This is a genomic window from Paludibacterium sp. (assembly GCF_019232825.1).
Lineage (GTDB): Bacteria > Pseudomonadota > Gammaproteobacteria > Burkholderiales > Chromobacteriaceae > Paludibacterium.
On record NZ_JAFAND010000051.1, the window covers coordinates 1 to 22,531 of the forward strand.

The 22,531-nt window shown below is 62.6% G+C and carries 16 protein-coding genes, 3 tRNA genes and 1 CRISPR repeat array; of the genes, 12 read left to right on the forward strand and 7 right to left on the reverse strand.

Going from position 1 to position 22,531, the window contains the following annotated elements:
- Nucleotides 1-50 precede the first annotated feature (50 nt).
- Nucleotides 51-879: a CRISPR direct-repeat array (repeat unit 32 nt; unit sequence GTCGCGCCCGGCACGGGCGCGTGGATTGAAAC).
- 769 nt (nt 880-1,648) lie between these two features.
- The gene (locus JOZ06_RS06725; RefSeq protein ID WP_293230380.1) at nt 1,649-2,554 is read right to left on the reverse strand and encodes a recombination-associated protein RdgC; all 906 of its coding nucleotides are present in this window, start codon (nt 2,552-2,554) and stop codon (nt 1,649-1,651) included.
- Between the two features lie 91 nt (nt 2,555-2,645).
- Between JOZ06_RS06725 and JOZ06_RS06730 the strand changes: the two genes are divergently transcribed.
- The 4 genes from JOZ06_RS06730 (at nt 2,646) to JOZ06_RS06745 (ending at nt 3,791) form a co-directional block, all read left to right on the forward strand.
- Nucleotides 2,646-2,722, forward strand: a tRNA-Pro gene (locus JOZ06_RS06730).
- Nucleotides 2,723-2,785: 63 nt separating this feature from the next.
- Nucleotides 2,786-2,862 (forward strand) — tRNA-Pro (locus JOZ06_RS06735).
- 61 nt (nt 2,863-2,923) lie between these two features.
- Nucleotides 2,924-2,999 (forward strand) — tRNA-Thr (locus JOZ06_RS06740).
- A gap of 255 nt (nt 3,000-3,254) precedes the next feature.
- Entirely contained in the window at nt 3,255-3,791 is a 537-nt protein-coding gene (locus JOZ06_RS06745) for a phospholipase D family protein (protein ID WP_293230382.1), read from the forward strand.
- Between the two features lie 25 nt (nt 3,792-3,816).
- Here JOZ06_RS06745 and JOZ06_RS06750 read toward each other — a convergent pair whose 3' ends face one another.
- Nucleotides 3,817-4,752, reverse strand: a complete 936-nt coding sequence (locus tag JOZ06_RS06750) for a hypothetical protein (RefSeq protein ID WP_293230384.1) — start codon at nt 4,750-4,752, stop codon at nt 3,817-3,819.
- A 667-nt stretch (nt 4,753-5,419) separates the two neighbouring features.
- Here JOZ06_RS06750 and JOZ06_RS06755 point away from each other — a divergent pair.
- Nucleotides 5,420-5,614 (forward strand): hypothetical protein, encoded by a 195-nt coding sequence (locus JOZ06_RS06755; RefSeq protein ID WP_293230387.1) that lies wholly within the window; start codon nt 5,420-5,422, stop codon nt 5,612-5,614.
- A gap of 10 nt (nt 5,615-5,624) precedes the next feature.
- Here the strand turns inward: JOZ06_RS06755 and JOZ06_RS06760 are convergent, their stop codons facing one another.
- The 3 genes from JOZ06_RS06760 to JOZ06_RS06770 form a co-directional block, all read right to left on the reverse strand.
- Nucleotides 5,625-5,948, reverse strand: coding sequence for a hypothetical protein (locus JOZ06_RS06760; protein ID WP_293230389.1), 324 nt, complete (start codon nt 5,946-5,948; stop codon nt 5,625-5,627).
- Nucleotides 5,949-6,062: 114 nt separating this feature from the next.
- Nucleotides 6,063-6,434 (reverse strand): transcriptional regulator, encoded by a 372-nt coding sequence (locus JOZ06_RS06765; protein ID WP_293230392.1) that lies wholly within the window; start codon nt 6,432-6,434, stop codon nt 6,063-6,065.
- Nucleotides 6,435-6,727: 293 nt separating this feature from the next.
- A complete protein-coding gene (locus JOZ06_RS06770; RefSeq protein WP_293230395.1) occupies nt 6,728-6,916 on the reverse strand; it encodes a hypothetical protein in 189 nt (62 codons plus the stop codon).
- A gap of 544 nt (nt 6,917-7,460) precedes the next feature.
- Here JOZ06_RS06770 and JOZ06_RS06775 point away from each other — a divergent pair.
- Both JOZ06_RS06775 and JOZ06_RS06780 read left to right on the forward strand, forming a co-directional pair.
- A complete protein-coding gene (locus tag JOZ06_RS06775; RefSeq protein ID WP_293230398.1) occupies nt 7,461-7,901 on the forward strand; it encodes a thioesterase family protein in 441 nt (146 codons plus the stop codon).
- A gap of 130 nt (nt 7,902-8,031) precedes the next feature.
- Nucleotides 8,032-9,891 carry an ABC transporter ATP-binding protein gene (locus tag JOZ06_RS06780; RefSeq protein ID WP_293230401.1) on the forward strand — a complete coding sequence of 620 codons (1,860 nt, stop codon included), beginning with the start codon at nt 8,032-8,034 and terminating at the stop codon, nt 9,889-9,891.
- Nucleotides 9,892-10,020: 129 nt separating this feature from the next.
- Here JOZ06_RS06780 and mnmC read toward each other — a convergent pair whose 3' ends face one another.
- Entirely contained in the window at nt 10,021-12,018 is a 1,998-nt protein-coding gene (mnmC, locus tag JOZ06_RS06785; protein WP_293230403.1) for a bifunctional tRNA (5-methylaminomethyl-2-thiouridine)(34)-methyltransferase MnmD/FAD-dependent 5-carboxymethylaminomethyl-2-thiouridine(34) oxidoreductase MnmC, read from the reverse strand.
- A 46-nt stretch (nt 12,019-12,064) separates the two neighbouring features.
- Nucleotides 12,065-13,093, reverse strand: coding sequence for a tRNA 2-selenouridine(34) synthase MnmH (mnmH, locus tag JOZ06_RS06790; RefSeq protein WP_293230406.1), 1,029 nt, complete (start codon nt 13,091-13,093; stop codon nt 12,065-12,067).
- Nucleotides 13,094-13,113: 20 nt separating this feature from the next.
- On the opposite strand from mnmH, the gene selD reads away from it, so the two are divergent.
- From selD to JOZ06_RS06815, 5 genes are all read left to right on the forward strand, one after another.
- On the forward strand, nt 13,114-14,154 hold the full coding sequence (gene selD / locus JOZ06_RS06795; RefSeq protein ID WP_293230409.1) for a selenide, water dikinase SelD: 1,041 nt from the start codon (nt 13,114-13,116) through the stop codon (nt 14,152-14,154).
- A 90-nt stretch (nt 14,155-14,244) separates the two neighbouring features.
- Nucleotides 14,245-15,894: a methyl-accepting chemotaxis protein gene (locus JOZ06_RS06800; protein ID WP_293230411.1), complete on the forward strand. Its 1,650-nt coding sequence runs from the start codon at nt 14,245-14,247 to the stop codon at nt 15,892-15,894.
- Nucleotides 15,895-15,978: 84 nt separating this feature from the next.
- Nucleotides 15,979-18,558, forward strand: coding sequence for an ATP-dependent chaperone ClpB (clpB, locus tag JOZ06_RS06805; RefSeq protein WP_293230414.1), 2,580 nt, complete (start codon nt 15,979-15,981; stop codon nt 18,556-18,558).
- Nucleotides 18,559-18,856: 298 nt separating this feature from the next.
- Nucleotides 18,857-21,031 (forward strand): type I secretion system permease/ATPase, encoded by a 2,175-nt coding sequence (locus tag JOZ06_RS06810; RefSeq protein WP_293230417.1) that lies wholly within the window; start codon nt 18,857-18,859, stop codon nt 21,029-21,031.
- Complete coding sequence (locus JOZ06_RS06815) at nt 21,028-22,437, forward strand: HlyD family type I secretion periplasmic adaptor subunit (protein WP_293230420.1); 1,410 nt, start codon at nt 21,028-21,030, stop codon at nt 22,435-22,437. The genes JOZ06_RS06810 and JOZ06_RS06815 overlap by 4 nt, the downstream gene beginning before the upstream one ends.
- The last annotated feature ends 94 nt before the right edge of the window (nt 22,438-22,531 follow it).

Sequence of the window (22,531 nt, forward strand, 5' to 3'; positions counted from 1 at the left end):
GCGCGTGGATTGAAACGTCAGCATTCTTACGCATCCACGCCAGGAGGAAAGTCGCGCCCGGCACGGGCGCGTGGATTGAAACGCGCCAATAAGCGGAATCTGTAGCGCCGCCAGCGTCGCGCCCGGCACGGGCGCGTGGATTGAAACGACTGCTTGATGGCCACCATGACGGACGTCACAAGGTCGCGCCCGGCACGGGCGCGTGGATTGAAACGGATCGTCCGCCAGCGGCAAGTACCACACCTCGCGTCGCGCCCGGCACGGGCGCGTGGATTGAAACTTTCATGGTCAGCTCACCACAGCCGGGCAGACGGTCGCGCCCGGCACGGGCGCGTGGATTGAAACTGCAAGCCCCGGCCGAAGAACATGAAACTGAGGAGGGTCGCGCCCGGCACGGGCGCGTGGATTGAAACCCATCTCCGGCTTCACGGTGAACATGCTTGATGTGGTCGCGCCCGGCACGGGCGCGTGGATTGAAACAATGTTGCGCGCAGGCGCTCGACGTAGCCGGCGTGGTCGCGCCCGGCACGGGCGCGTGGATTGAAACAAGATATACATGCCGATCTCCTTAATGGATGATTCGTCGCGCCCGGCACGGGCGCGTGGATTGAAACTGCGGTGACAGCAGCTTGCCTTCAGCCATCCGGGTCGCGCCCGGCACGGGCGCGTGGATTGAAACCCATACGGTCTGCCCGCCTTTCAGCATGGCAACCGTCGCGCCCGGCACGGGCGCGTGGATTGAAACACCGAGGGGGGCGACGCCGGCAACTTGATCGCCCGTCGCGCCCGGCACGGGCGCGTGGATTGAAACTCCAGGATGTACCACTTGTTTAACCGTAGTGCTGCGGTCGCGCCCGGCACGGGCGCGTGGATTGAAACCCAATTGACTCGGGCCATGATGTCTTCGATGCGCGTGGATTGAAACATCCGCAACGGCATTGAGTTCAACCGGTATGGCCGGTCGCGCCCGGCACGGGCGCGTGGATTGAAACGTTTTGCTGCATGAGTCACCGCAGTGGCTGCACCAGTCGCGCCCTGTGCGGGCGCATGGATTGAAACAGGTCGAGCTTGGACTGCGCTGCTTGGTTGTATTGTCGCGCCCCGCGTGGGCGCGTGGATTGAAACACGCCGGCGTACATCAAAGACAAGCGTGCGTCCGACGTCGCACTCCACGCGAGTGCGTGGATTGAAACGACGACATCACGATGCTGAAGGATATGTCCTGGGTCGCGCCTCATGTGGGCGCGTGGATTGAAACCAGATTAGACCTAGCTTCGTTACCTGCTTGCCGATGTCGCGCCCAATGCGGGTGCGTGGATTGAAACCGCATGCGAAACATCGCGGCCAGATGGCTGCCGCCTGGTCGTGCCCCGTGCGGGCGCGTGGATTGAAACGCCGGTGGTGGGGGTATGTCGACGGCTATCGAACAGGCCGCGTCCCACTCATGGCGAGGATTGAAACTTCGAGAAGCGAGTCAAGCCGTTATCTGGCTGCTAGTCGCACCCCGCTCGGGCTGGGATGAGTGATGATTAGTTGGGGGTGAAGAAAGGGCCAAGCCCGTGAGGGTTTGGCCCTTGTTGTGCTCGTGATGAAGACAACCGTGCATTGCCTGCGGCGAATGCACGCTACGAAATATCACCGCATATCTTTACGCCTGTTCGCCTTCCAAGCCGCCGAGCGCATAGATCAGCGCGTCGACCAGCTCGCCCAACTCCTCGCTCATCAAGGTAAAGGTGGCTTCGAACAGGCTTTCGCTGTCGTCGCCGGCTTGGCTCGCTTCGTCCTGCAGTACGTCGAGGAACTGGATGCGCTTGAGCTGCAGCGTGTCGGTCAGCACGAAGCGCACGCGCTCCTTCCACACCAACCCGAGCTTCGTCACCTGTTTGCCGGTGGCGATGTGCTGGCGGATCTCGTCGGCGGTCAGGTCCATGCGCACGCAGCGCACCACGGCGCCGTTCTCGCTGCTGTCCTTGAGCTCGCAGTCGGCATCGAGCTCGAAGCCCGCCGGCGCTTCGCCCGCCGCCAGCCAGTCGGTCATGGCGGTATGCGGGGCGATGGCCGTGCGTGGCAGCGCCGCCGGGAACGGGGGCAGGGCCTCGCGCAGCTTGCTCACCAGTGCCTCGGCCTTGCTGGCGGTGCCGGAATCGACCATCAGCCAGCGCCGGCCGATATCCAGGTAAGCGGACAAGCGGCTTGCGCGGGTGAAGGCACGCGGCAACAGGTCGTCGGTGATCTGCTCTTTCAACGCCTGCTTTTCCTTGCGGCCGACCTTGCGGTGCTCGGCGGCCTCGATTTCGCTGGCTTTGATTTCGACGAAGTCGCGAATCACCGCGCTAGGCAGCACCTTGTCCTCGCGTTTGAGCGAAACCAGCAGGTGACCGTGCGCGCTATAGACCGGTGTGTCGGCGCTGCCGGGGTTGACCCAGCCCTCGCTGAACCAATCGAGCCCGCTACAGGGTTGAAAAGGGGTTTTCTCTAATGCCGCGGACAGTTGCGGCATATCCGGGGTGGATTGCTCGTTTAAACGATAAAATGAGAGTTGCTTAAACCACATAATTGTTTCATAATGCGCGTCCTCTGGGAGCTGGATTGTACCGCAGAAATCGCGATGCACGGCAGCTTTCTGAGAAAGTCTTTTTCGGCGGCGGGGTGTAGCTTAGCCTGGTAGAGCGCTACGTTCGGGACGTAGAGGCCGGAGGTTCGAATCCTCTCACCCCGACCAAAAAAGACTTGTGAAAAGACGCGAAATACTGTAAATTGCGTGTCTCTTGTTTGAAGCAATAAACGGGGTGTAGCTTAGCCTGGTAGAGCGCTACGTTCGGGACGTAGAGGCCGGAGGTTCGAATCCTCTCACCCCGACCAGGATTCAAAAAAGCCTTGATCAAGCCAACGCGGGTTCAAGGCTTTTTTATCAAGTTGGTTTGCCGGTATAGCTCAGTTGGTAGAGCAGCGCATTCGTAATGCGAAGGTCGGGGGTTCGACTCCTCTTACCGGCACCATTAAGATCAAAGGGTTAGACCGAACCGGTCTAACCCTTTTTTCGTATGTGTTTTTTTATGCCGTTTTGATGGCGCGCCGCCTAGCATGAACCGTGTTCTCCCAAGGAGCAGGGTATGCGACAACGTATGAGCGGTTTTTGGGTATTGGTGCTGGTCGGGCTTGCGGCCCACGTGCTGATCATCTCGGTCGCCGTCGATCACTGGTAGCAGGGCGGCGCTAGCCGCTATCATGGCCGCTTTCCCGTTGGAGCCGCCATGAAACGCACGCTGCTGCTATTTGTTTTTCTTGCCCAGGCCGCCTTCGCGTCCACGCCGATTCCGGACGCTCGCTACGATCTGGGTTTCTCTCCGGGCGGTACCTCTCTGACTATGGTGCAAAGCGGCATCGCCAGCGCCAAGCGAGAGATTCTGGTGGCCGCCTACGGCTTTACCAGCCGCCCCATCGCCGAGGCGCTGGTGACCGCGGCGCGGCGCGGGGTGCGCGTGGCCGTGATCGCGGATCGTAAATCCAATCTGCCGGCCGAGAACGGCAAGTTCACCGCCTTGGCCTATCTGGCCCAGCAGGGCATTGCCGTGCGGCTCAACGGCCGCTACGCCATCCACCACCATAAATTCATGGTCATTGACGCCCAGACGGTGGAAACGGGCTCGTTCAACTACAGCCAGGCAGCGGTCAAATCCAACGCCGAGAATGTACTGCTGCTATGGAATGTGCCCGCGCTCGCCAAAGACTACGCGCGGGAATGGCAGCGCCTGTGGGACGAGGGTGAGCCCTTGCGTCTGGCGCGTTGATGGCGTGCCGCTTCTCACGCCGACGCTAAAGGGACGGCTTGCAATAGAGGTGAACGGCTTTACGCGTTTCCAGGGCGAGTGCGCAGTTTTTCAATATGTCCATGCCAATATTGCCTTGGTGCTGTACATACTCTGGATTGTTCAACGTTATCAAATGGCTGGCAAATGAGGGGGCCGCTTCGAGCAAGATCGGTATCTTGGCTATCGTCTGCCCATTGAACGAAATGGGAACCGGCGCGGAGACCTCCGTTTCCACATTTTTGTCTTTCACGTTCACAAACGATTTTTTTACAATTTTGATATCGGTTTTTACGCTGGAGCGTAGAAAAAGGCTGTAATCGTGGCCGGTGACAACCGCTGCCACTCCCTGCTTTCCTTGATTAATACTCACGCCTGAGACATAAAGCGCGTCACTACCATCGCCAGCATAGGGCGCGGATGCATATGTTAAATTCGGATAGCGGCGGTCCACAGCGGCTTTTGCCGCTTCATCGCTATCGGCTTGTATGACATAAAGTTCACCGTTAATGAAATCCATCACAATAAGGCAATGCTGACACTCGATAGAGTGCGGGTTAAATACCATGCCAATACGGTGCTGGTCGTTATTTTGGATTTTCTTAATAACTGCCGTTCGCCCCAGCAGCATCTCAACCGGACCGAGACGAAAAGGAATGGTTTGTGATGCCAGCGGAACAATATCTTCGAGGGACAGCGGGTTGTCCACTTGATATATTCCGATATTCTGGGCAAACGCCTCCAGCAGCAAGGGATGAGAGCTGGTGGTGTCAAGGCGCAACTTCGTTTTCGCCCCGGCCACTTCCGCCGAAACCATTGGGTACCCGTGCTCTTTGTCTATTGTTATTTTCTCAATAGACATATATTTTACCTCCTCTGAGAATGAGAGCTGCGAATAACCTATTGAGGCGAAGAAAAACAGCACGATATTATTTTTCATCATGCATTGTCCATTGATGATGGAATTTAATAATTCGGCCACAGAGGCTGTGGAAAAATGGCTAATTCACGGCCTCTCTCGGCCAATTACCTGAGTATTTCTTTATTTTTGCGTGCCCTTACCATTTCGTTTGCCAGGTAAGGCCTCCTCCCGTTACTCCCCTTCGCGTATCGCCTGAGAGATTTAATTTAACGGTGGTGTTTTTGTTCTCATACACCGTGGTTGTGCAACTCATGCTGGCACCGTTGCTATTACCTCCCCCTGTGCATTGCCCACCTGTGACCTGTCCAAAATGCTCTTTCATCAAAGTGTGCATTTGATCCTCCGCTCAGTGACATGTTGCTAGGGCCTGTCTGCAGACAGGCCCTAAGATCAGTCATCAACACCGATGACTGCCGATTAAGGCTCTCACCGCAGCTTCATTCGCGTATGTAGGGCTATACCTTCAGATTTGTTGGAAGTTGGCCTTAGCGCTGTCGGTCAATAGGGATCTGTGGGGCAAGGTTTGTCTTGTGAGTTGCGGTGTAGTTCCCTATGCCGGGGATTCCGGCCTGTAGGGCATCGCATGGGATGGCGGCACGGCGAATCATCTGCACGCGGTTTGACCGGACGCAGAAACTGGCGCTCGCCATGGGCATAAGCTGTGACGGAAGCGTTTCAGGAGGCCGTTATGCAACTGTCGCAAATTAATCCGGAAACCGCCCAGGAACTGCTCAGGCTGTCTTTGGAGGCGGGGTCCAATCCGGAAATATGCATCCCCGATCGGTACCGTTGTTTTTTTGTCGCTAGCCGGAATGGCTGGCGTCTCAGTGATGAAGCCTTTGACGCCGTCATGGAAGTCCAGGGCGTCCATTTCCGTCACTGAGATCCTCGTTTCAGAATCCCGCGAAGCCGTGCCCGTCACGGATCTGTTTATCCGCGTGCCGTATGCTGGCAAGCAGCAGCGGCACGTCGTGCAGCATGGTGCCGGCGGGGATGCCGAGCGCCATGAACTGCGCCAGTACCGGGTGCAGTGCCGCCAGCAGGTAGTGGCGCGCGCGCGTGGCGGGCGCCAATGCCGCGTCGGGCGATGCCGGCTGCGTATAGCGCCGGGTGGTGTCATGCGCGCGCTGCAGCGACGGAAAACCGGATAGCAGCGAACGCAGCGCCGAAAGGGCTTCGGCGTCGAGTCGGTCGGGGTGGGGTGTCGGGTTGATCATGCCAATGCAAAAACTCAGCGGTCACCGCGAGGTGACCGCGCCGGGTTGAATCAGTCAATAAGGGAGCTGGCGGTCGCCGGCTGGCGACGCCAGAACGGGATCAGCAGAACACCTTCAATTCGGGCGCTGCAGCAGCGCCTCGGCGGCCGCGGACAGGGTCGCGGCCTCGCGGGCCAGGTTCTCGCTGGCGCGCAACAGCGTCTGGATGCGTTCCACGTTGGAACGCATCGATTCGGTGTCGAGTTCACCGCTGGCGATGGCCTTGACGACGGGCGCATTGTCTTCGGTGATGCCGTCAAGCTTGATGCCCAGCTGATAGCGCAGGCGCAACAACTCCATGACGGGCTTCGGGATGCGGCGATCGTTCTCGTAGCGGGAGCCGCCCGATTGGGTGACGCCGATCGCGCTCCAAAATTCCTGCTGGTTCAAGTCCAACTGGACGCGTAGCGCCCGTGGGTCGAAAGAGACGTTATTTTCCGTGCTCATGGGTAGACCTCATTCTGGATGTACAACTTTTGTAATGGTTATCCACCCGCTGGGGCTTGGTTTCTATTGTGGGCTCCCGCGGGCGTCGTTTCGCTCGGTGCATATCCTACATCGAGTTAATACGATAAGTAATTATGTTTTACGGATATTGCTTAGCGGATGTTGCAAATGCGCTATAGCCAGTTAAAGCGATGCCCATGACATCGTCTATACGAGTGGATGATGTCAATGGCATAGAGGGGAAGGGGAATGCGAAGGAGTGGCCGATGGCCACTCCTTCATGAAGAGGGAGGTCAGAAGTCGTCTTCGCACCGTTCCGCGAGGAAGCGCGCGTCATCGCGGTCGTGGGCGCGCTGTCGAACTTTTTGTTGCCTGGATCTTTCCGTTTCGTTGAGCTGCGGCTTGGCCACAGCATACAAAAAGCTTTCGTGCTGGTCGCGCGCCTGCTTGCGGCGCACGCTGAGGGGGATACGCGAAATCATCCTTGTACCTCACTGTCGGTTGATTGCAACTACAGCCCCAAACGCCGACGCTCCCGCGTCGGAAACCGGTTTCGTTCACGTGGCGAATCGTGCCTTGCGTGGGAAAACCGATCAGTCAAGCGCTAAAGTGACTCGTTTTTTCTCGTTTGTAAAGCAGGAATTTCTGTCCGGATGGCAAATGTTGTGTTCGTGACGTCGTTTACTCCAATATCATGATTAATATATCGATGATAGTCTTGATGTAAGACACTGCGATGACAACGGCGCGGGTAACGGCAGGGCATTCGAACAGTGGGACTGCATCACTTTACAGTTAGCAGGCTTTTGTCTCGATGCCAAATGGGGAGATAAAAAAAGAGCCCCTTGTGGGGGCTCTGAATTGCACCTTCGCTCAGGAGACTGGGAGTAGCGACCCCCAGTCATATCAAAGTGACGCTAGCGCCACTTGACCTGCGCTGAGTATGCGCTGGGCGTCGGCAAAGCTCTATAGGCGTTTGATGGTGTTTGTTTGACGGAATGTGACTAAATCTTTGCAGGGAGAAACATGGAAAAACGTTATCCGGAAATTGGCCGCCGCACGGTGCAAATGCGTTGGGGCGACATGGACGCCATCGGTCATCTGAACAACACCTACTATTTCCGTTATCTGGAGCAGGTGCGGGTGGAATGGCTCGATAGCGTCGGCCATGGCATCCGCCCCGGCGCCACCGGGCCGGTGATCGCGGCCACCTCGTGCACCTTCCGCCGTCAGCTCAGTTATCCGGCGACGGTGGAGATCACGCTGGAGCTGGAGCGTCTGGGTAAAAGCAGCGTCACGCTGCGCCATCACTTCTTCGTCGCCGGCGATCCGGACACCCTCTATGCCTATGGCGACGTGACCTTGGTGTGGGTCGACTATCAAAGCGGGCAAGCGGTGCCCTTGCCGGACGATTTGCGCGCGCTGTTGGCGCCGCAGGCGGCGGCGTTGGCTCAGATGTCGGCGTGATCTGAAAAAGCTGAAATAAAGCGGTCGCCGAGCTCGGCCGCTTGCACGGGGCGAGCGGATACGCTAATGTCATCGTCCCTTTAACCCCAGGTCCGGCGCCCACAAGGCGCCCGCGACAGGAGCGATCTTTATGTTTTCCTGGTTTGAACGCCGGGTGGATCCCTATCCGGAGTCTCCCCCCGCACAGCCGCCGCACGGCTTCTTTTCCTTCATCTGGTTTTGTACGCGCAGCATGCGCGGCCTGATTCTCGGCATGACGCTGCTGACGGCCGCCATCGGCGCGTTCGAGGCGTTGCTGTTCGCCATGCTCGGCTCGGTGGTCGACTGGTTGTCCAAAGTGCCGCCCCAGGCGCTGTGGCAGCAGGAGCGCGGCAATCTGCTGCTGCTTGCCGGCATTTTGCTGGCAAGCCCCCTGGTGGTCGCGCTGCAAGCGCTTTGCAAGTACCAGGGTCTGTTCAGCAATTTCCCCATGCGTTTGCGCTGGAATTTCCATCGCCATTTGCTCGGCCAGAGCATGAGCTTCTATCAGGACGAGTTCGCCGGCCGGGTCTCGACCAAGGTCATGCAGACCGCGCTGGCCGTGCGCGACACGGTGATGATCATCACCGATATTCTGGTGTTCGTGCTGATCTACTTCATCACCATGGTCGGCGTAGTCGGCCATTTCGATACCTTGCTGCTCTGGCCGTTCATGGGCTGGCTGCTGGCGTACGTGCTGACGCTCGCCTTTTTCGTGCCGCGTCTGGGGCAGGCCGCCACCTTGCAGGCCGATGCGCGCAGCCTCATGACCGGCCGCATCACCGACGCCTACACCAACATCGCCACGGTCAAGCTGTTCTCCCACGGCCAGCGCGAGGCGCGCTTCGCCCGCAACGCCATGCAGGAGTTCATGGCGACGGCGTATCGCCAGATGCGCCTGGTCAGCGGGTTTGAAATCACCAACCAGATCAGCAGCATGCTGCTGGTGGCGGCGACGACGGGGGTGGCGCTATGGCTGTGGATGCATGGCCAGGTCGGCGTGGGCGCGGTGGCCGCCGCCACCGCCATGGCATTGCGCTTGAACGGCATCTCGCATTGGATCATGTGGGAAATGTCGAGCCTGTTCGAGAACATCGGCACCGTGCAAGACGGCATTCGCACCTTGTCGCGTCAGGTGGCGGTGACCGACGCGCCGGCAGCGGCGCCACTCAAGGTCACGCGCGGCGAGGTCCGTTTCGACAACGTCGACTTCGGCTACGGCAGCGACAAAATGGTGATCAGCGGGCTCAACCTGACGATCCGGCCCGGTGAGAAAATCGGCCTGGTGGGCCGTTCCGGCGCCGGCAAGTCGACCATCGTCAATCTGCTGCTGCGCTTTTACGATGCCGACGGCGGCCGCATTCTGATCGACGGCCAGGACGTGCGCGCCGTCAAGCAAGACAGTTTGCGCGCCCAGGTTGGCATGGTGACGCAGGACACGTCGCTGTTGCATCGCTCGGTGCGCGAAAACCTGCTCTATGGCCGTCCGGATGCCGATGACGCGGCCATGGTCGCGGCGGCGCGGCGCGCCGAGGCGCACGACTTCATTCTCGCCTTGACCGATCCCAAGGGCCGCACCGGCTACGACGCGCATGTGGGCGAGCGCGGCGTGAAGCTGTCCGGCGGTCAGCGCCAACGTATCGCCATCGCGCGCGTCATGTTGAAAGACGCGCCGATCCTGCTGTTGGACGAAGCCACCAGCGCGCTCGATTCAGAAGTCGAAGCGGCGATTCAGGACAGCCTTTACCGCTTGATGGAAGGCAAAACCGTGGTGGCGATCGCGCATCGGCTGTCGACCATTGCCGCCATGGACCGGCTGATCGTGCTCGATCGCGGCCAGGTGGTCGAGGAGGGCTCGCACCAGCAGCTGCTGGCCCGTGGCGGCCTGTATGCGCGGCTGTGGTCGCACCAGAGCGGCGGTTTCCTCTGCGAGGACGACGACGAGGAGCTGATGGTGCCGCAGCGGGGCTAAGCGACGTAACGGCGTTTCCGTGGCGCACTGCCTTCGGCGAGTGCTCCCTACACAAACAAGTGTCCGGGGGCGTAGGGTGCAATCGCCGCGCAGTGCGCGGCATTGCACCAAACACCGCTAGCACCGGCGTTAGAGATATTCCGCCGGATCGATTTTGCCGCGCATCAGATGGCGCAGCATGAAGCGGTTCGGATGCAACGCCTGCATCAACGCAGCGGAAAGCGGCGCGGGCTCGTTGTCGATTTGCGCGGCGAGAATTTCGCCGGACAACGGCGCGGTGATCATGCCGCGCGAGCCGTGGGCGGTATTGACGTACAGACCCGTGGCCCAGGGCGCGGGCTCGGTCAGCTTGAGCGAGGCGTCCAGCGCCAGCGGTGCGTAGGCGCGGACGAAGTCGCGCATCGGCGCCACCGGACCGATCAGCGGCAGATAGTCGGGGCTCGTGCAGCGCCAGCCCGCGCGGCCGTCGAGATGCGCGACGTCGAGCATGTCCGCCTGGCACGCGGCATGGAGCGCGGGCGCCATGGCGGCGAGCATGGCCAGGTTGTCCTGATGCTCCTCGGCAGTCAGCAGCAAATGCTCGGCATTGAATTTGAAGCTGGCGCCCAGCGTGTGAATGCCTTGGCGCGCCGGCGCGACATAGCCTTCGTGGCATAGCACGATGCGCAAGGCTTGGCTGTCGGCCGTGGCCGGCAGGTGCGTGATCTGGCCGCGGATGCGCTTGAGCGGCAAGTGGCTCGTGCAGTCGAATGCGGCGCTGTCGGCGCCGCCGGCCAGCACCACCACGCTGCCGAACGCAATGGCGCCCTGCTCGCCGCTGACCACCCATTGCCCGTCCGCGGCGTTTTGCGACAGTTCCAGCACCGAGGTATTGGTGATGACGTCGATGCCGGGATGGTCGCACAGCGCGCGCGCCAGCGCCGGCGGGTGCAGCCAGCCGCCCTGGGGAAAGAACAGGCCGCCTTGCGGCAGTTCGATGCCGGCGCGTTCACTGGCGGCGTGCCGGTCGAGCCATTCGACCCAGCCGTCCGCCAGGCCGCTGGCGAGCAGCGCCTGCTGCTTGAGCAGATCGTTGTCGTCGACCGGCAGTTGCAGCACGCCGGTTTGCCGCCAGTCGTCCGGACGGTCGGTGAGCAGCTGCTGCAACAGGGCGAGAGAGTAGCGGTAACCGGCGAGCACCAGCTGGGTGAGCGGCGTGTCGTGCGCCGACAGGCGCGCGTAGAGCACGCCTTGATCGTTGCCCGATCCTTCGCGTGCCAGTGTCGGGTGACGCTCGATCAAGGCGACCTGCCAGCCGCGGTTGGCCAGGCTCCAGGCGCTGGCCGCGCCGGCCACGCCGCCGCCCACGATCACGGCGCGGCGTTCGGCGCCCGCCGGCAACGGCGCATGCGCGAACCACGGCGCTTCCCACTCCGGCTGCGCGCCGCCGCCGGCATAGTGGCCGCGGCTCATTTCGCGCTTGCTGCCGTATCCGGGCACTTTCTCCACCACGAACCCCGCGGCCTGCAGGCCGCGGCGTACGAAGCCGGCGCTGGTGAATGTGGCGAAACTCGCGCCCGGCCGGGCAAGGCGCGCCATGGTCTGAAACAAGGTGTCATGCCACATGTCGGGGTTTTTCGATGGCGCGAAGCCGTCGAGAAACCAGGCGTCGACGCGCGCCTCCGCCATCTGCCAGCACGGTACCGCCTCGCCCACGATCAATGTCAGGGTCACGCGCCCCTGATCGAACACGAAACGGTGCCAGCCCGGCGGCGGGGCGACGTAGCGCGCGCACAGCGCGTCGGCCTCTGCCGCGAGTTCCGGCCAAAGCGCCAAGGCGCGCCGCAGGTCGGCCGCGGCAAGGGGAAATTTCTCCACCGAGACGAACGACAAGCGGGCGTTGGGCGGCGCGTGGCGGCGAAAGCACTGCCAAGCGCAGAGAAAATTCAACCCCGTGCCGAAGCCGGTTTCGCCGATGGTGAATACTTGTTGAGGGGCCAGGGCGGCGAAGCGCTCGGGCAAGCGGTTGCCGTCGATGAAGACGTGGCGGGTCTCCTCCAGGCCGCTGTCGCGCGAGAAATACACATCGCCGAACGCGGTGGAAAAGGGCAGCCCCTCGGGCCAGTCGAGTTGAGCGGTATGCGTCATGGGAGTCCGGAAAAAGACAGGCGGAAAATCGATCCCCTGTTATTGGTCATAGCACAGATGACGCCTGTTCGAGCGCGTCGTCGGTGACGCCGGCCAAGGTCAGCGTGCATGTTTCGGCGGCGAAGTGCTTGGCGGTGGAACGGCGGTAGAGCGGATCGTAATGCGCTTCCAGCAGCGCTTGCACCAGCTCGGCGTATTGCGCCGACTGAATCAGCCGTTGCCAGGCGTCCCATTGTTCGCGCGCATACAGCGTCTTGAGACGGTCGAGCTGGGCGGTCAGCAATGCCGGCTGCTCGGTCAGGAACGCATAGTCCTCCAGCAGAAAGCGCACCCGCTCCGCCAGCGGCACTTCGAGCCGGATCGCCGGCGCGCTTTGCATCGCGGCCAACAGCGCGTTGGGCAGGGTCAGCCGGCCGATGTGGCGGCTTTCGGCCTCGATGTATACCGGCTCGCGCCCGTCGCAGGCGATAAGCGCCTGGCGCAATGCGCTCTCGAACGCTTTCTGGCTCGGCTGCGTTTGGCCGGGCACGAGTCCCAGCACCGAGCCGCGGTGGCTGGCAAGCCCCTCCAGATCGAGCACTTGCCGGCCATGGCGCGCCAGCGCGGCCAGGAGGCGGCTTTTGCCGGATCCGGTCGGGCCGGTGAGCACGCGCCAATCGATGCCGGCCGGCAATTGTTCCAGGTCGGCCAGCACCTGCTGCCGATAGCCTTTATAGCCGTGCTCCAACTGATGCGCGGCCCAGCCGACCTGCGCCAGCACCAGGGCCATGGCGCCGGAACGTTGCCCGCCGCGCCAGCAGTAGACCAGCGGCCGCCAGGATTTCGGCCGGTCGTGGAAGCGCTCCTCGATGTGCAGGGCGATGTTGCGCGCGACGAGCGCCGCGCCGACCCGGCGCGCGGCGAAGGGCGATTGCTGACAATACAGCGTGCCGACGCGCGCGCGTTCCGCGTCGTCCAGCACCGGGCAGGAGATGGCGCCGGGGAGGTGATCGACAGCAAATTCGCTTGGCGAGCGCACGTCGATAATCTCGTCAAAGGCGTTAAGCTGTGCTAGGGTCGCGACCTTGAAAAACATGGTTTTGAAAGGATAGGGACATGGCCGACATCAAATTGACGCAATTGTCGCACGGCGGCGGCTGCGGGTGCAAAATCGCCCCCGCCGTCCTGCAGTCGATTTTGGCTGGCGCGCGTGACCGGACGCCCTTTCCTGACCTGCTCGTCGGCGCGGAGACTAGCGACGACGCCGCGGTGTACCGCCTCAACGATCAACAAGCCATCGTCGCCACCACCGATTTCTTCATGCCGATCGTCGACGACGCGCGCGATTTCGGCCGCATCGCCGCCACCAATGCGTTATCCGACATCTACGCCATGGGCGCGACGCCGATCATGGCGCTGGCCATCGTCGGCATGCCGGTCAACACGCTGCCGCTCGAGACGATCCGCGCCATCCTGGCCGGCGGCGAGTCGGTGTGCATGGAGGCCGGTATCCCGCTCGCCGGCGGGCATTCGATCGACGCGCCGGAGCCGATCTACGGCTTGGTCGCGCTTGGCGTGGTGCATCCGGATCAGCTCAAGCGCAATAGCGCGGCGCGTGAAGGCGACGTGCTGATTTTGGGTAAGCCGCTGGGCATCGGCATTCTGGCGCAAGCGATGAAGAAGGGGCTGCTTGACGACGCCGGCTATCGCGCGCTGATCGACGTGACCACGCGGCTCAACCGCGTGGGCAGCGAGTTGGCGCGGCTTGATGGCGTGCACGCGCTGACCGACGTCACCGGATTCGGCTTGTTGGGCCATTTGCTGGAGCTGTGCCGGGGCGCATCGCTCGGCGCGCGGCTCGACATGGCGGCGCTGCCGGTCATCGCCGCCGCGCGCGCCTTTGCCGAGCAAGGCATCGGCCCTGGCGCCATCGAACGCAATCTACAGAGTTTCGCCGACGCGCTGGATGTGGCCCCTGGGCTCGCAGACTGGCAAATCAGGCTGTTGGCCGATCCGCAAACCAGCGGGGGCCTGCTGGCGAGTGTGGCGCCGTCGCTGGCGGAAGAGGTGCTAAGCCGGTTCCATGCCGCCGGTTTTGCCGAGGCCGCGGTGGTGGGGCGGTTGACGGCTGGGGCGGCACGAGTGGCAGTTAGTTAAATGGTGTGCAATATATAAAAAGTATTTACTTAAAAAACATAACTACATTACTTCATGAATGAGTGAACGATCTCACGGGGAGCTTAAGAAATGAAGAACCTGACGGTTCGACAGGTGTTGCTATTGATTGCCGCGGTCGGCATTGTCGGCATGCTGCTGGTGGCCGGCTTCGGCGTGTATCAACTCGGCGGGCAGCAGGGCCGGGCGGTGGCGGCCTTCGATCGCGAAGGCCACGACATGCATGTGTTGCTGGAGATCGAATCCGCTAACCTGGAATTCAAAAAGCAGGTGCAGGAGTGGAAGGATACGTTGCTGCGCGGCAACGATCCGGCCAAATTCGATAAATACTTCGGCAACTTCCAGACGCGCGAAGCGGCCATGGACGATCACCTGCACAAGGCCCAGGATGGCCTGAAGGCGTTGGGCCAGGACGCGCTGGCGGGCGAGATCGACGGCCTGCTGCAGACCCATAAGGAATTCGGCCAGAAATACCGCGACGCGTTGAGCCACTACGACAAGGCCGATCCCAATGCCGCGCACGTGGTCGACAAGATGGTCGCCGGCATGGACCGGCCGATGACCGACGCTTTGAGCGCGTATGCCCAGAAAATCGAAAAAGCCTCATTGCAATCGTCCGATGACGAGGTCGCCGTGCTGGCCTCGGCCTTCAATCAGTCGCTGATCGTGTTCGGCATCGCGTTGGTGGCGGTGGTGGTGGCGGTGCTGTTGATCGCCGTGGCGGCGACGCGGGCGATTCTGGCGCAGTTGGGCGGCGAGCCCAGCGAAGGCGCGCGGGTGGCGCGCGCCATGGCCTCGGGCAACTTGGCGCAGGCGATCGCCAGCCGTGGCGACGCGAGCCTGATGGCGTCGATGGAAACCATGCGCCAAGGCTTGCGCCAGATCGTCGGCAATGTGCGCGCGGTGTCCGAGGGCCTCGCGGCTGCGGCCGAACAGCAGACGCGCGTGTCCTCGCAAGTGTCGACGAGCTCGCATCAGCAATCCGAGTCGGCCTCGAGCGTAGCCGCCGCGATCGAGCAGATGACGGCCAGCATCGAGAACGTGTCCGATAGCGCGCGTGATGTGCGCGAAGTCTCCGAGAAGATGAAATCGCTGTCCGGCGAGAGCGGTGCGATGCGCGCCATGGTGGCCGATATGCAGTCGCTGTCCGAGTCGGTGCTGGTCGCGCAAGAGAAGATTCGCGAACTGGGCACGCAATCGCAGCAGATTCAGCACATCGTGATGACGGTGCGCGATATCGCCGAGCAGACCAATCTGCTGGCGCTCAACGCCGCCATCGAGGCGGCGCGCGCGGGCGAGCAGGGCCGCGGTTTCGCCGTGGTGGCCGACGAGGTGAGAAAGCTGGCGGAGCGCACCGCCGAGTCGACGGTGGAAATCTCGCAGATGGCGGAAAAGATCCAAAGCGGCGCCGACGCCGCCGTGCAGGGTATGGAGGGGACGGCGGCGCTGGTCAAGGCCGGTTCGGAGCGCGCGGGCCAGGCGGTCCAGTCGGTGCAGGATATCAACGACGGCGCCGAGCAGCTGATCCAAGGGGTGAGCCAAATTCACCATGCGCTGTCGGAGCAAAGCATCGCCAGCCATGAAGTGTCCGCCAGCGTCGAGCGCATCGCCCACGCCGCCGAGGAAAACGTCGGCGTGGTCGACATGGCGTCCGAGGCGGCCATGCAATTGGCGCGTTTGGCGCAGGACCTGCAGAAGGAAGTCAGCCGCTTCTCGGTCTAAGATTGGGTTTCATTTTCGGCACTCTTGAAATGTGTTGAGCACCGCCCAAAGTTAGGGGGTATCAACGAATGACAGGAGTGCGTGATGCGCTACGACAAACTGACAACCAAATTGCAGCAGGCGCTGGGCGATGCCCAGAGCCTGGCGGTTGCGCGCGAGAGCGGGTTTATCGAACCGGCTCACGTGCTGCTGAGCATGCTGGAAGACGCCGATAGCGGCATGAGCGGGCTCTTGGCCCGGGCCGGCGTCAATGTGCCGGGTCTGAAGACCGCGACGAAGGGGCTGGTCGACCGATTGCCCAAGGTTCAGGGTAACGGCGGCGACATCACCGTGTCGCGGGATTTGGCCAATCTGCTCAATCTGGCCGACAAGGCCGCGATGAAACGCGGCGACGAATTCATTGCCAGCGAGATGTTCATGCTGGCGCTGACCCAGGACAAAGGCGAACTTGGCCGGCTCATGCGCGAGCATGGCGCCAGCGCCGGAGCGCTCGAAGCCGCGATCGACGCGGTGCGTGGCGGCCAAAGCGTGGCCTCGGCCGATGCCGAAAGCCAGCGCGAGGCGCTGAAGAAATACACCCTCGATCTGACCGAGCGCGCCCGCCAGGGCAAGCTCGACCCGGTGATCGGCCGCGATGACGAAATCCGCCGCGCCATTCAGGTGCTGCAGCGCCGCACCAAGAACAACCCGGTATTGATCGGCGAGCCCGGCGTGGGCAAGACCGCCATCGTCGAAGGCTTGGCGCAGCGCATCGTCAACGGCGAGGTGCCGGAGGGGCTCAAGCACAAGCGCCTGTTGGTGCTCGACCTGGCCGCGCTGTTGGCCGGCGCCAAGTACCGCGGCGAATTCGAGGAGCGGCTCAAGGCCGTGCTCAACGATCTGTCGCAGGACGAAGGCAACTCGCTGATCTTCATCGACGAAATCCATACGCTGGTAGGCGCGGGCAAGGCCGAGGGCGCGATCGACGCCGGCAACATGCTCAAACCCGCGCTCGCGCGCGGCGAGCTGCATTGTTTGGGCGCCACGACGCTCGACGAATATCGCAAATACATCGAAAAGGATGCCGCGCTGGAGCGCCGTTTCCAAAAGGTGCTGGTGGGCGAGCCGACCGTCGAGGACACCATCGCGATCTTGCGCGGGCTGAAGGAAAAATACGAAATCCACCACGGCGTCGACATTACCGACCCGGCTATCGTCGCCGCCGCCGAGCTGTCGCACCGCTACATCACCGACCGCTTCCTGCCCGACAAGGCGATTGACTTGGTCGACGAGGCGGCGAGCCGCATCAAGATGGAACTCGACTCCAAACCGGAGGAAATGGACAAACTCGACCGCCGGCTGATTCAGCTGAAGATCGAGCGCGAGGCGGTGCGCAAGGAAACCGACGAGGCGTCGGCCAAGCGTTTGGCGCTGATCGAGGATGAAATCGGCCGCTTGACCCAGGAGTATTCCGATCTGGAGGAGATCTGGAAGGCTGAAAAGGCCAGCGCCCAGGGCAGCCAGAGCATCAAGGAGGAAATCGATCGCTTGAAGAGCGACATGGAGGAGCTCAAGCGCAAAGGCGATTGGCAGAAACTGGCGGAGATGCAATATGGCCGTTTGCCGCAGCTGGAGGCTCAGCTCAAGGATGCCGAGGCGACGGGCGACGGCAAGGACGCGCGCGAAAACCGGCTGTTGCGGACCGAGGTCGGCACAGAGGAGATCGCCGAGGTGGTCAGCCGCATGACCGGCATCCCGGTATCGAAGATGCTGACTGGCGAACGCGAGAAGCTGTTGCACATGGAGCAATCGCTGCACCAGCGCGTGATCGGCCAGGACGAGGCGGTCAGCGCGGTATCCGACGCCATCCGCCGCTCGCGTTCCGGCCTGGGCGATCCGAGCCGGCCTTACGGCAGCTTCCTGTTCCTCGGCCCGACCGGCGTGGGCAAGACCGAGCTGTGCAAGGCGCTGGCCGGCTTCCTGTTCGATTCGGAGGAGCATCTGATCCGTATCGACATGTCCGAGTACATGGAAAAGCACTCGGTGGCCCGTTTGATCGGCGCGCCGCCGGGATACGTCGGCTATGAAGAGGGCGGTTATCTGACCGAGCAGGTGCGGCGCAAGCCCTATAGTGTGATCCTGCTCGACGAAGTGGAAAAGGCGCACCCGGATGTGTTCAACGTGCTGCTGCAGGTGCTGGACGACGGCCGATTGACCGATGGCCAGGGCCGCACGGTGGACTTCAAGAATACCGTGGTGGTGATGACCTCCAATATCGGCAGTCAGCAAATCCAGACGATGTCCACCGACGATTACCAGGTGATCAAGCTCGCGGTCATGGCGGAGGTGAAGAATTACTTCCGGCCGGAGTTCGTCAACCGCATCGACGACGTGGTGGTGTTCCATGGCTTGGACGAGCGGCATATCCAGGCGATCGCCCGTATTCAGCTCAAGGCGCTGGAAGCGCGTCTGGCCAAGATCGATCTCAATCTGCAAATCAGCGACAGCGCGCTGGCGGTGCTGGCCGAGGCCGGCTTCGACCCGGTCTACGGTGCACGGCCGCTGAAGCGGGCGATTCAGAATCAGATCGAAAACCCGTTGGCCAAGGCCATCCTCGGCGGCAAATATGCCCCGAAGGACACGGTGCTGATCGACGCCCGCGGCGAACAGATCGTATTCGAATAAGCGTCACTGGTTAACGCCCCCGCCCGCTGCGCCGCAGCGGGCTTTTTTTATTCCGGCCGCTGACGTGCTGTCTTTAGTTTATCTATTAGTTTTTATTTAAAGTTTATTGTGTGATGTTTTTGGCGGTTTTAGCGTGGTCATTCTGTAGGATGCCGTTATTATAGGCCTTTTAGGCTGGCAGAATGTTCAGTAAAGCGCGGTATCGATTTCACGCGCTATTGCATCGCTTGTAAGCGTATGGTTATTATTTCGGTCAATCAGTTAACTCTGTATTTGATAACGTTTACAAGAAGAAGCCATGGAAGTGATCGATTCGGCTACACCACCCGGGGCGAGGCATGCCGTCGTGTCCGAGCAGGATCCGCTGCGGGTCTGCCTATTGGCGCTGGCGCGGGAATACGGTGTGCCAACGCCGCCAGAAACCATTTTTACCGGCTTGCCCGGCGCGGAAGGGAGCTTGACGCCGTCGGTGTTCGTGCGCGCCGCGGCCCGCCTGGGGTTGGCCGCGCGGATCGTGCGGCGGCCGTTGGCCGACTGGCCGGCGGAGATGCTGCCGGCGGTGCTGTTGTTGCAGGGCGATCAGGCTTGCCTGTTCGACGGTTGCGACGAACAGGGGGTTGCGCGGGTGCGCCTCGTGGCGCTGATCGATGGCGAAAGCCGGATGCCATTGGTCGAGCTGTCGCCGCGCTACTGTGGGCTGTGCATTCTGGTCAAGCCGCGCTACCGGTCAGAGCGCCGCGCCGCCCTGGCTGACGAGCAGGCGCGGCAGGCGCACTGGTTCTGGCGCGCCGTGCGCGACGGCTGGCCGCTTTACCGCGACGCGCTGTGCGCGGCGTTATTGATCAACCTATGCGCGCTGGCGGTGCCGCTCGTCACGATGAACGTCTACGACCGGGTCGTGCCGAACCTGGCGCTGTCCACGCTGTGGGTGCTGGCCATCGGCGCCGGCCTGGTGCTGGTGTTCGATTTCTTGCTCAAGCTCGCCCGTTCGCATCTGCTGGACCTGGCGGGCAAGCGCATCGACATCGACCTGTCGGCGCGCATCATGGAACGGGTGCTGGGACTGAGACTGGAGTTCAGGCCGCCGTCGGTCGGCGCCTTCGCCGCCAATCTGCGCGCTTTCGAATCGGTGCGCGACTTCATCGCCTCGAGTTCGGTGGTGACGCTGGTCGATCTGCCCTTCGTGCTGCTGTTCATGCTGATTCTGCTATGGCTGTCGCCGTGGTTCGCCTTGCCGGTGATCGTGGCGGCGGCGCTGATGCTGTGTCAGGCCTGGCTTGCCGCCGGCCGCATGCGGACGCTGTCCGAGTCGACCCTGCGCGCCGCGGCGGAGCGCAACGCCTTGCTGATCGAGAGCCTGTCCGGGCTGGAAACCATCAAGTCGCAGTCCGCGCAGGGCGTGCAACAAGCGCGCTGGGAGCGCAGCACGCAATACCTGGCGCAGACCGGCGCGCGGCTGAAGATTCTTTCTGCGCTGACCAGCCACTTTGCCGGCTTGGTGCAGCAAGGCGCCTACGTGGCCACGCTGGTGCTCGGCGTCTATTTGATCCTGGATGGGAAAACCAGCCCGGGCGGCATCATCGCCGCCGGCATGCTGGCGGGGCGGGCCACCGCGCCCTTGGGGCAACTGGTGGCCTTGCTGACGCAGTATCACCAGGCGCGGGCGTCGCTTACCTCGGTCGAGTCGGTGATGAAGCTGCCCACCGAGCGCGACGATGAAGCGCGCTATACGCCGCGCTCGCCCTTCGGCGGCGCCATCGAATTGAAAAATGTCCATTTCCGCTATCCCGGCGCCAAACAGCCGGCGCTGTCCGATGTGTCGCTGCGCATCCGCGCGGGCGAGCGGGTGGCGATCCTGGGCGCCATTGGCTCGGGCAAGAGTTCGGTGCAAAAACTGGTCATGGGGTTGTATCAGCCGACCGAAGGCACGGTGCTGATCGACGGCATCGACCTGCGGCAGATCGATCCGGACGAGCTGCGGCGCCATATCGGCTATGTGCCGCAGGAGAGCCTGCTGTTTTATGGTTCATTGGGTTACAACCTGACGCTGGGCGTCGCCGACGTGCCCGTGGCCCGTTTGCAGCGCGCGTTGCATATCGCCGGTCTCGGCCGGTTCGTCGACCAGCATCCGGACGGGTACGACATGCTGATCGGCGAGCGCGGCGAGACCCTGTCCGGCGGCCAGCGGCGCGCGCTGTGCATCGCCCGCGCCTGGGTCGGCGAGTCGGCGATCATGCTGATGGACGAGCCGACCAGCAATATGGATCCGGGCCAGGCCCGCCGCATCGTGCGCGCCTTATCCGGCGTGCTCGCCGGCAAGACGCTGCTGTTGGTGACGCACCAGGCCGACGTGCTCGATCTGGTCGAACGCGTCATCGTGCTGGAGCACGGCCGGATTGTGGCCGACGGCCCGCGCGATCAGATTCTGGCGGCGTTGGGGCAGCCGCCGCGGCAGCCGGAGGCATCGATATGATGCGCCTCATTCATCGCAGCCATGTCGCGCTGAAAGCGGCGCGGCATCACTTGGGACCCTTATTCGACCGGTTGACGCGCTGGGCGGCGGGACGCGAGCTGGCCGAGCGCGCCGACTTCGCCGCCGACGCCGAATGGGCCCGTCTGCAGCAGCACCCGGCGCGGCCGCGCCTGTTCATCTGGAGTAGCGGCGGCTTGCTCGCATGCGCGCTCTTATGGGCCGCGCTGGCCCAAGTCGACGAAGTGGCGCGCGGTGAAGGCAAAGTCGTGCCGTCTTTCCAAAACCAGCATATCCAGAGCCTGGATGGCGGCGTGGTCGAGCAGATTCTGGTGCGGGAAGGGCAGAAAGTGGTGCAGGACCAATTGCTGCTGCGCATCGACAGCACGCGGGCGCAATCCTCGCTGCAGGAAAACCGTGCCCAGCACCTGGCTTTGCAAGCCAAGGCCGCGCGCTTGCGCGCGCTGGCCGCCGGCCAGCCGCTGGCGATGCCGGAGGACGTGCGGCAGCAGGCGCCGGAGGCGGCGCAGCAGGCGCTGGCGCTGTTTCGATCGCGCCAAAGCGAGCTGGAGGCGTCATTGTCGATCGCCCGGGCGCAACGCGGCCAGCGGCAGCAGGAGCTGTCGGAGGCGCGGGCGCGGCTGACTCAGGCGGAGCACCATCTGTCGTTGGCGCAGCGGGAACTCGACGTCACCGCGCCGCTGAAGGCCGCCGGCGCGGTTTCCGAGGTGGATCTGATGCGCTTGCAGCGCGAACTGGCGCGCGCGTTGGGCGAGCGCGACGCCGCCCGGGCGCAGGTTGGCCGCCTGCAGGCCGGCGTCAGCGAGGCCGAACGCAAGATTCAGGAGGTCGAGCTGAGCTTCCGCAATGCCGCCAGCAACGAACTGTCCGAGGTGATGGCGCGGATCGACAGCTTGTCCGCCGGCAGCATCGCGCTCAAGGACCGGGTGCGGGTGACCGAGGTGCGCGCGCCGGTGGCGGGCGAGATCAAACGGCTGCACCTGAATACCCTCGGCAGCGTGGTGCAGCCGGGCAAGGACATCCTGGAACTGGTGCCGGCCGAGGACACCTTGCTGGTCGAGGCGCGTCTCTCCCCGCGCGACATCGCCTTCATTCATCCGGGACAAGCCGCCCGGCTGCGGGTCACCGCCTACGATCACACCGTTTACGGCGCGTTGGCAGGCGAGGTGCAGGACATCAGCGCCGATAGCCTGAGCGACGAGAAGGGTCAGCCCTATTACCTGGTCAAGGTGCGCACCCGGCCGCCCACCGGTGAGAAGGGGCGTGCCTGGCGCATCATCCCCGGCATGGTGGCGCAGGTCGACATTCTGACCGGGAAAAAATCGATTTTGTCCTATCTGCTTAAGCCGGTGTTGCGCGCTAAAGCGGAGTCCCTCAGCGAGCGCTAAAGCCGTTCGATTGCCATAAGGAGCTGCCGGGCATGAAGTTGGCCAGTCAAGTGTTGCGCCTACAGGGTGAAGTGTTTGCGGTTGACGCGGCGGG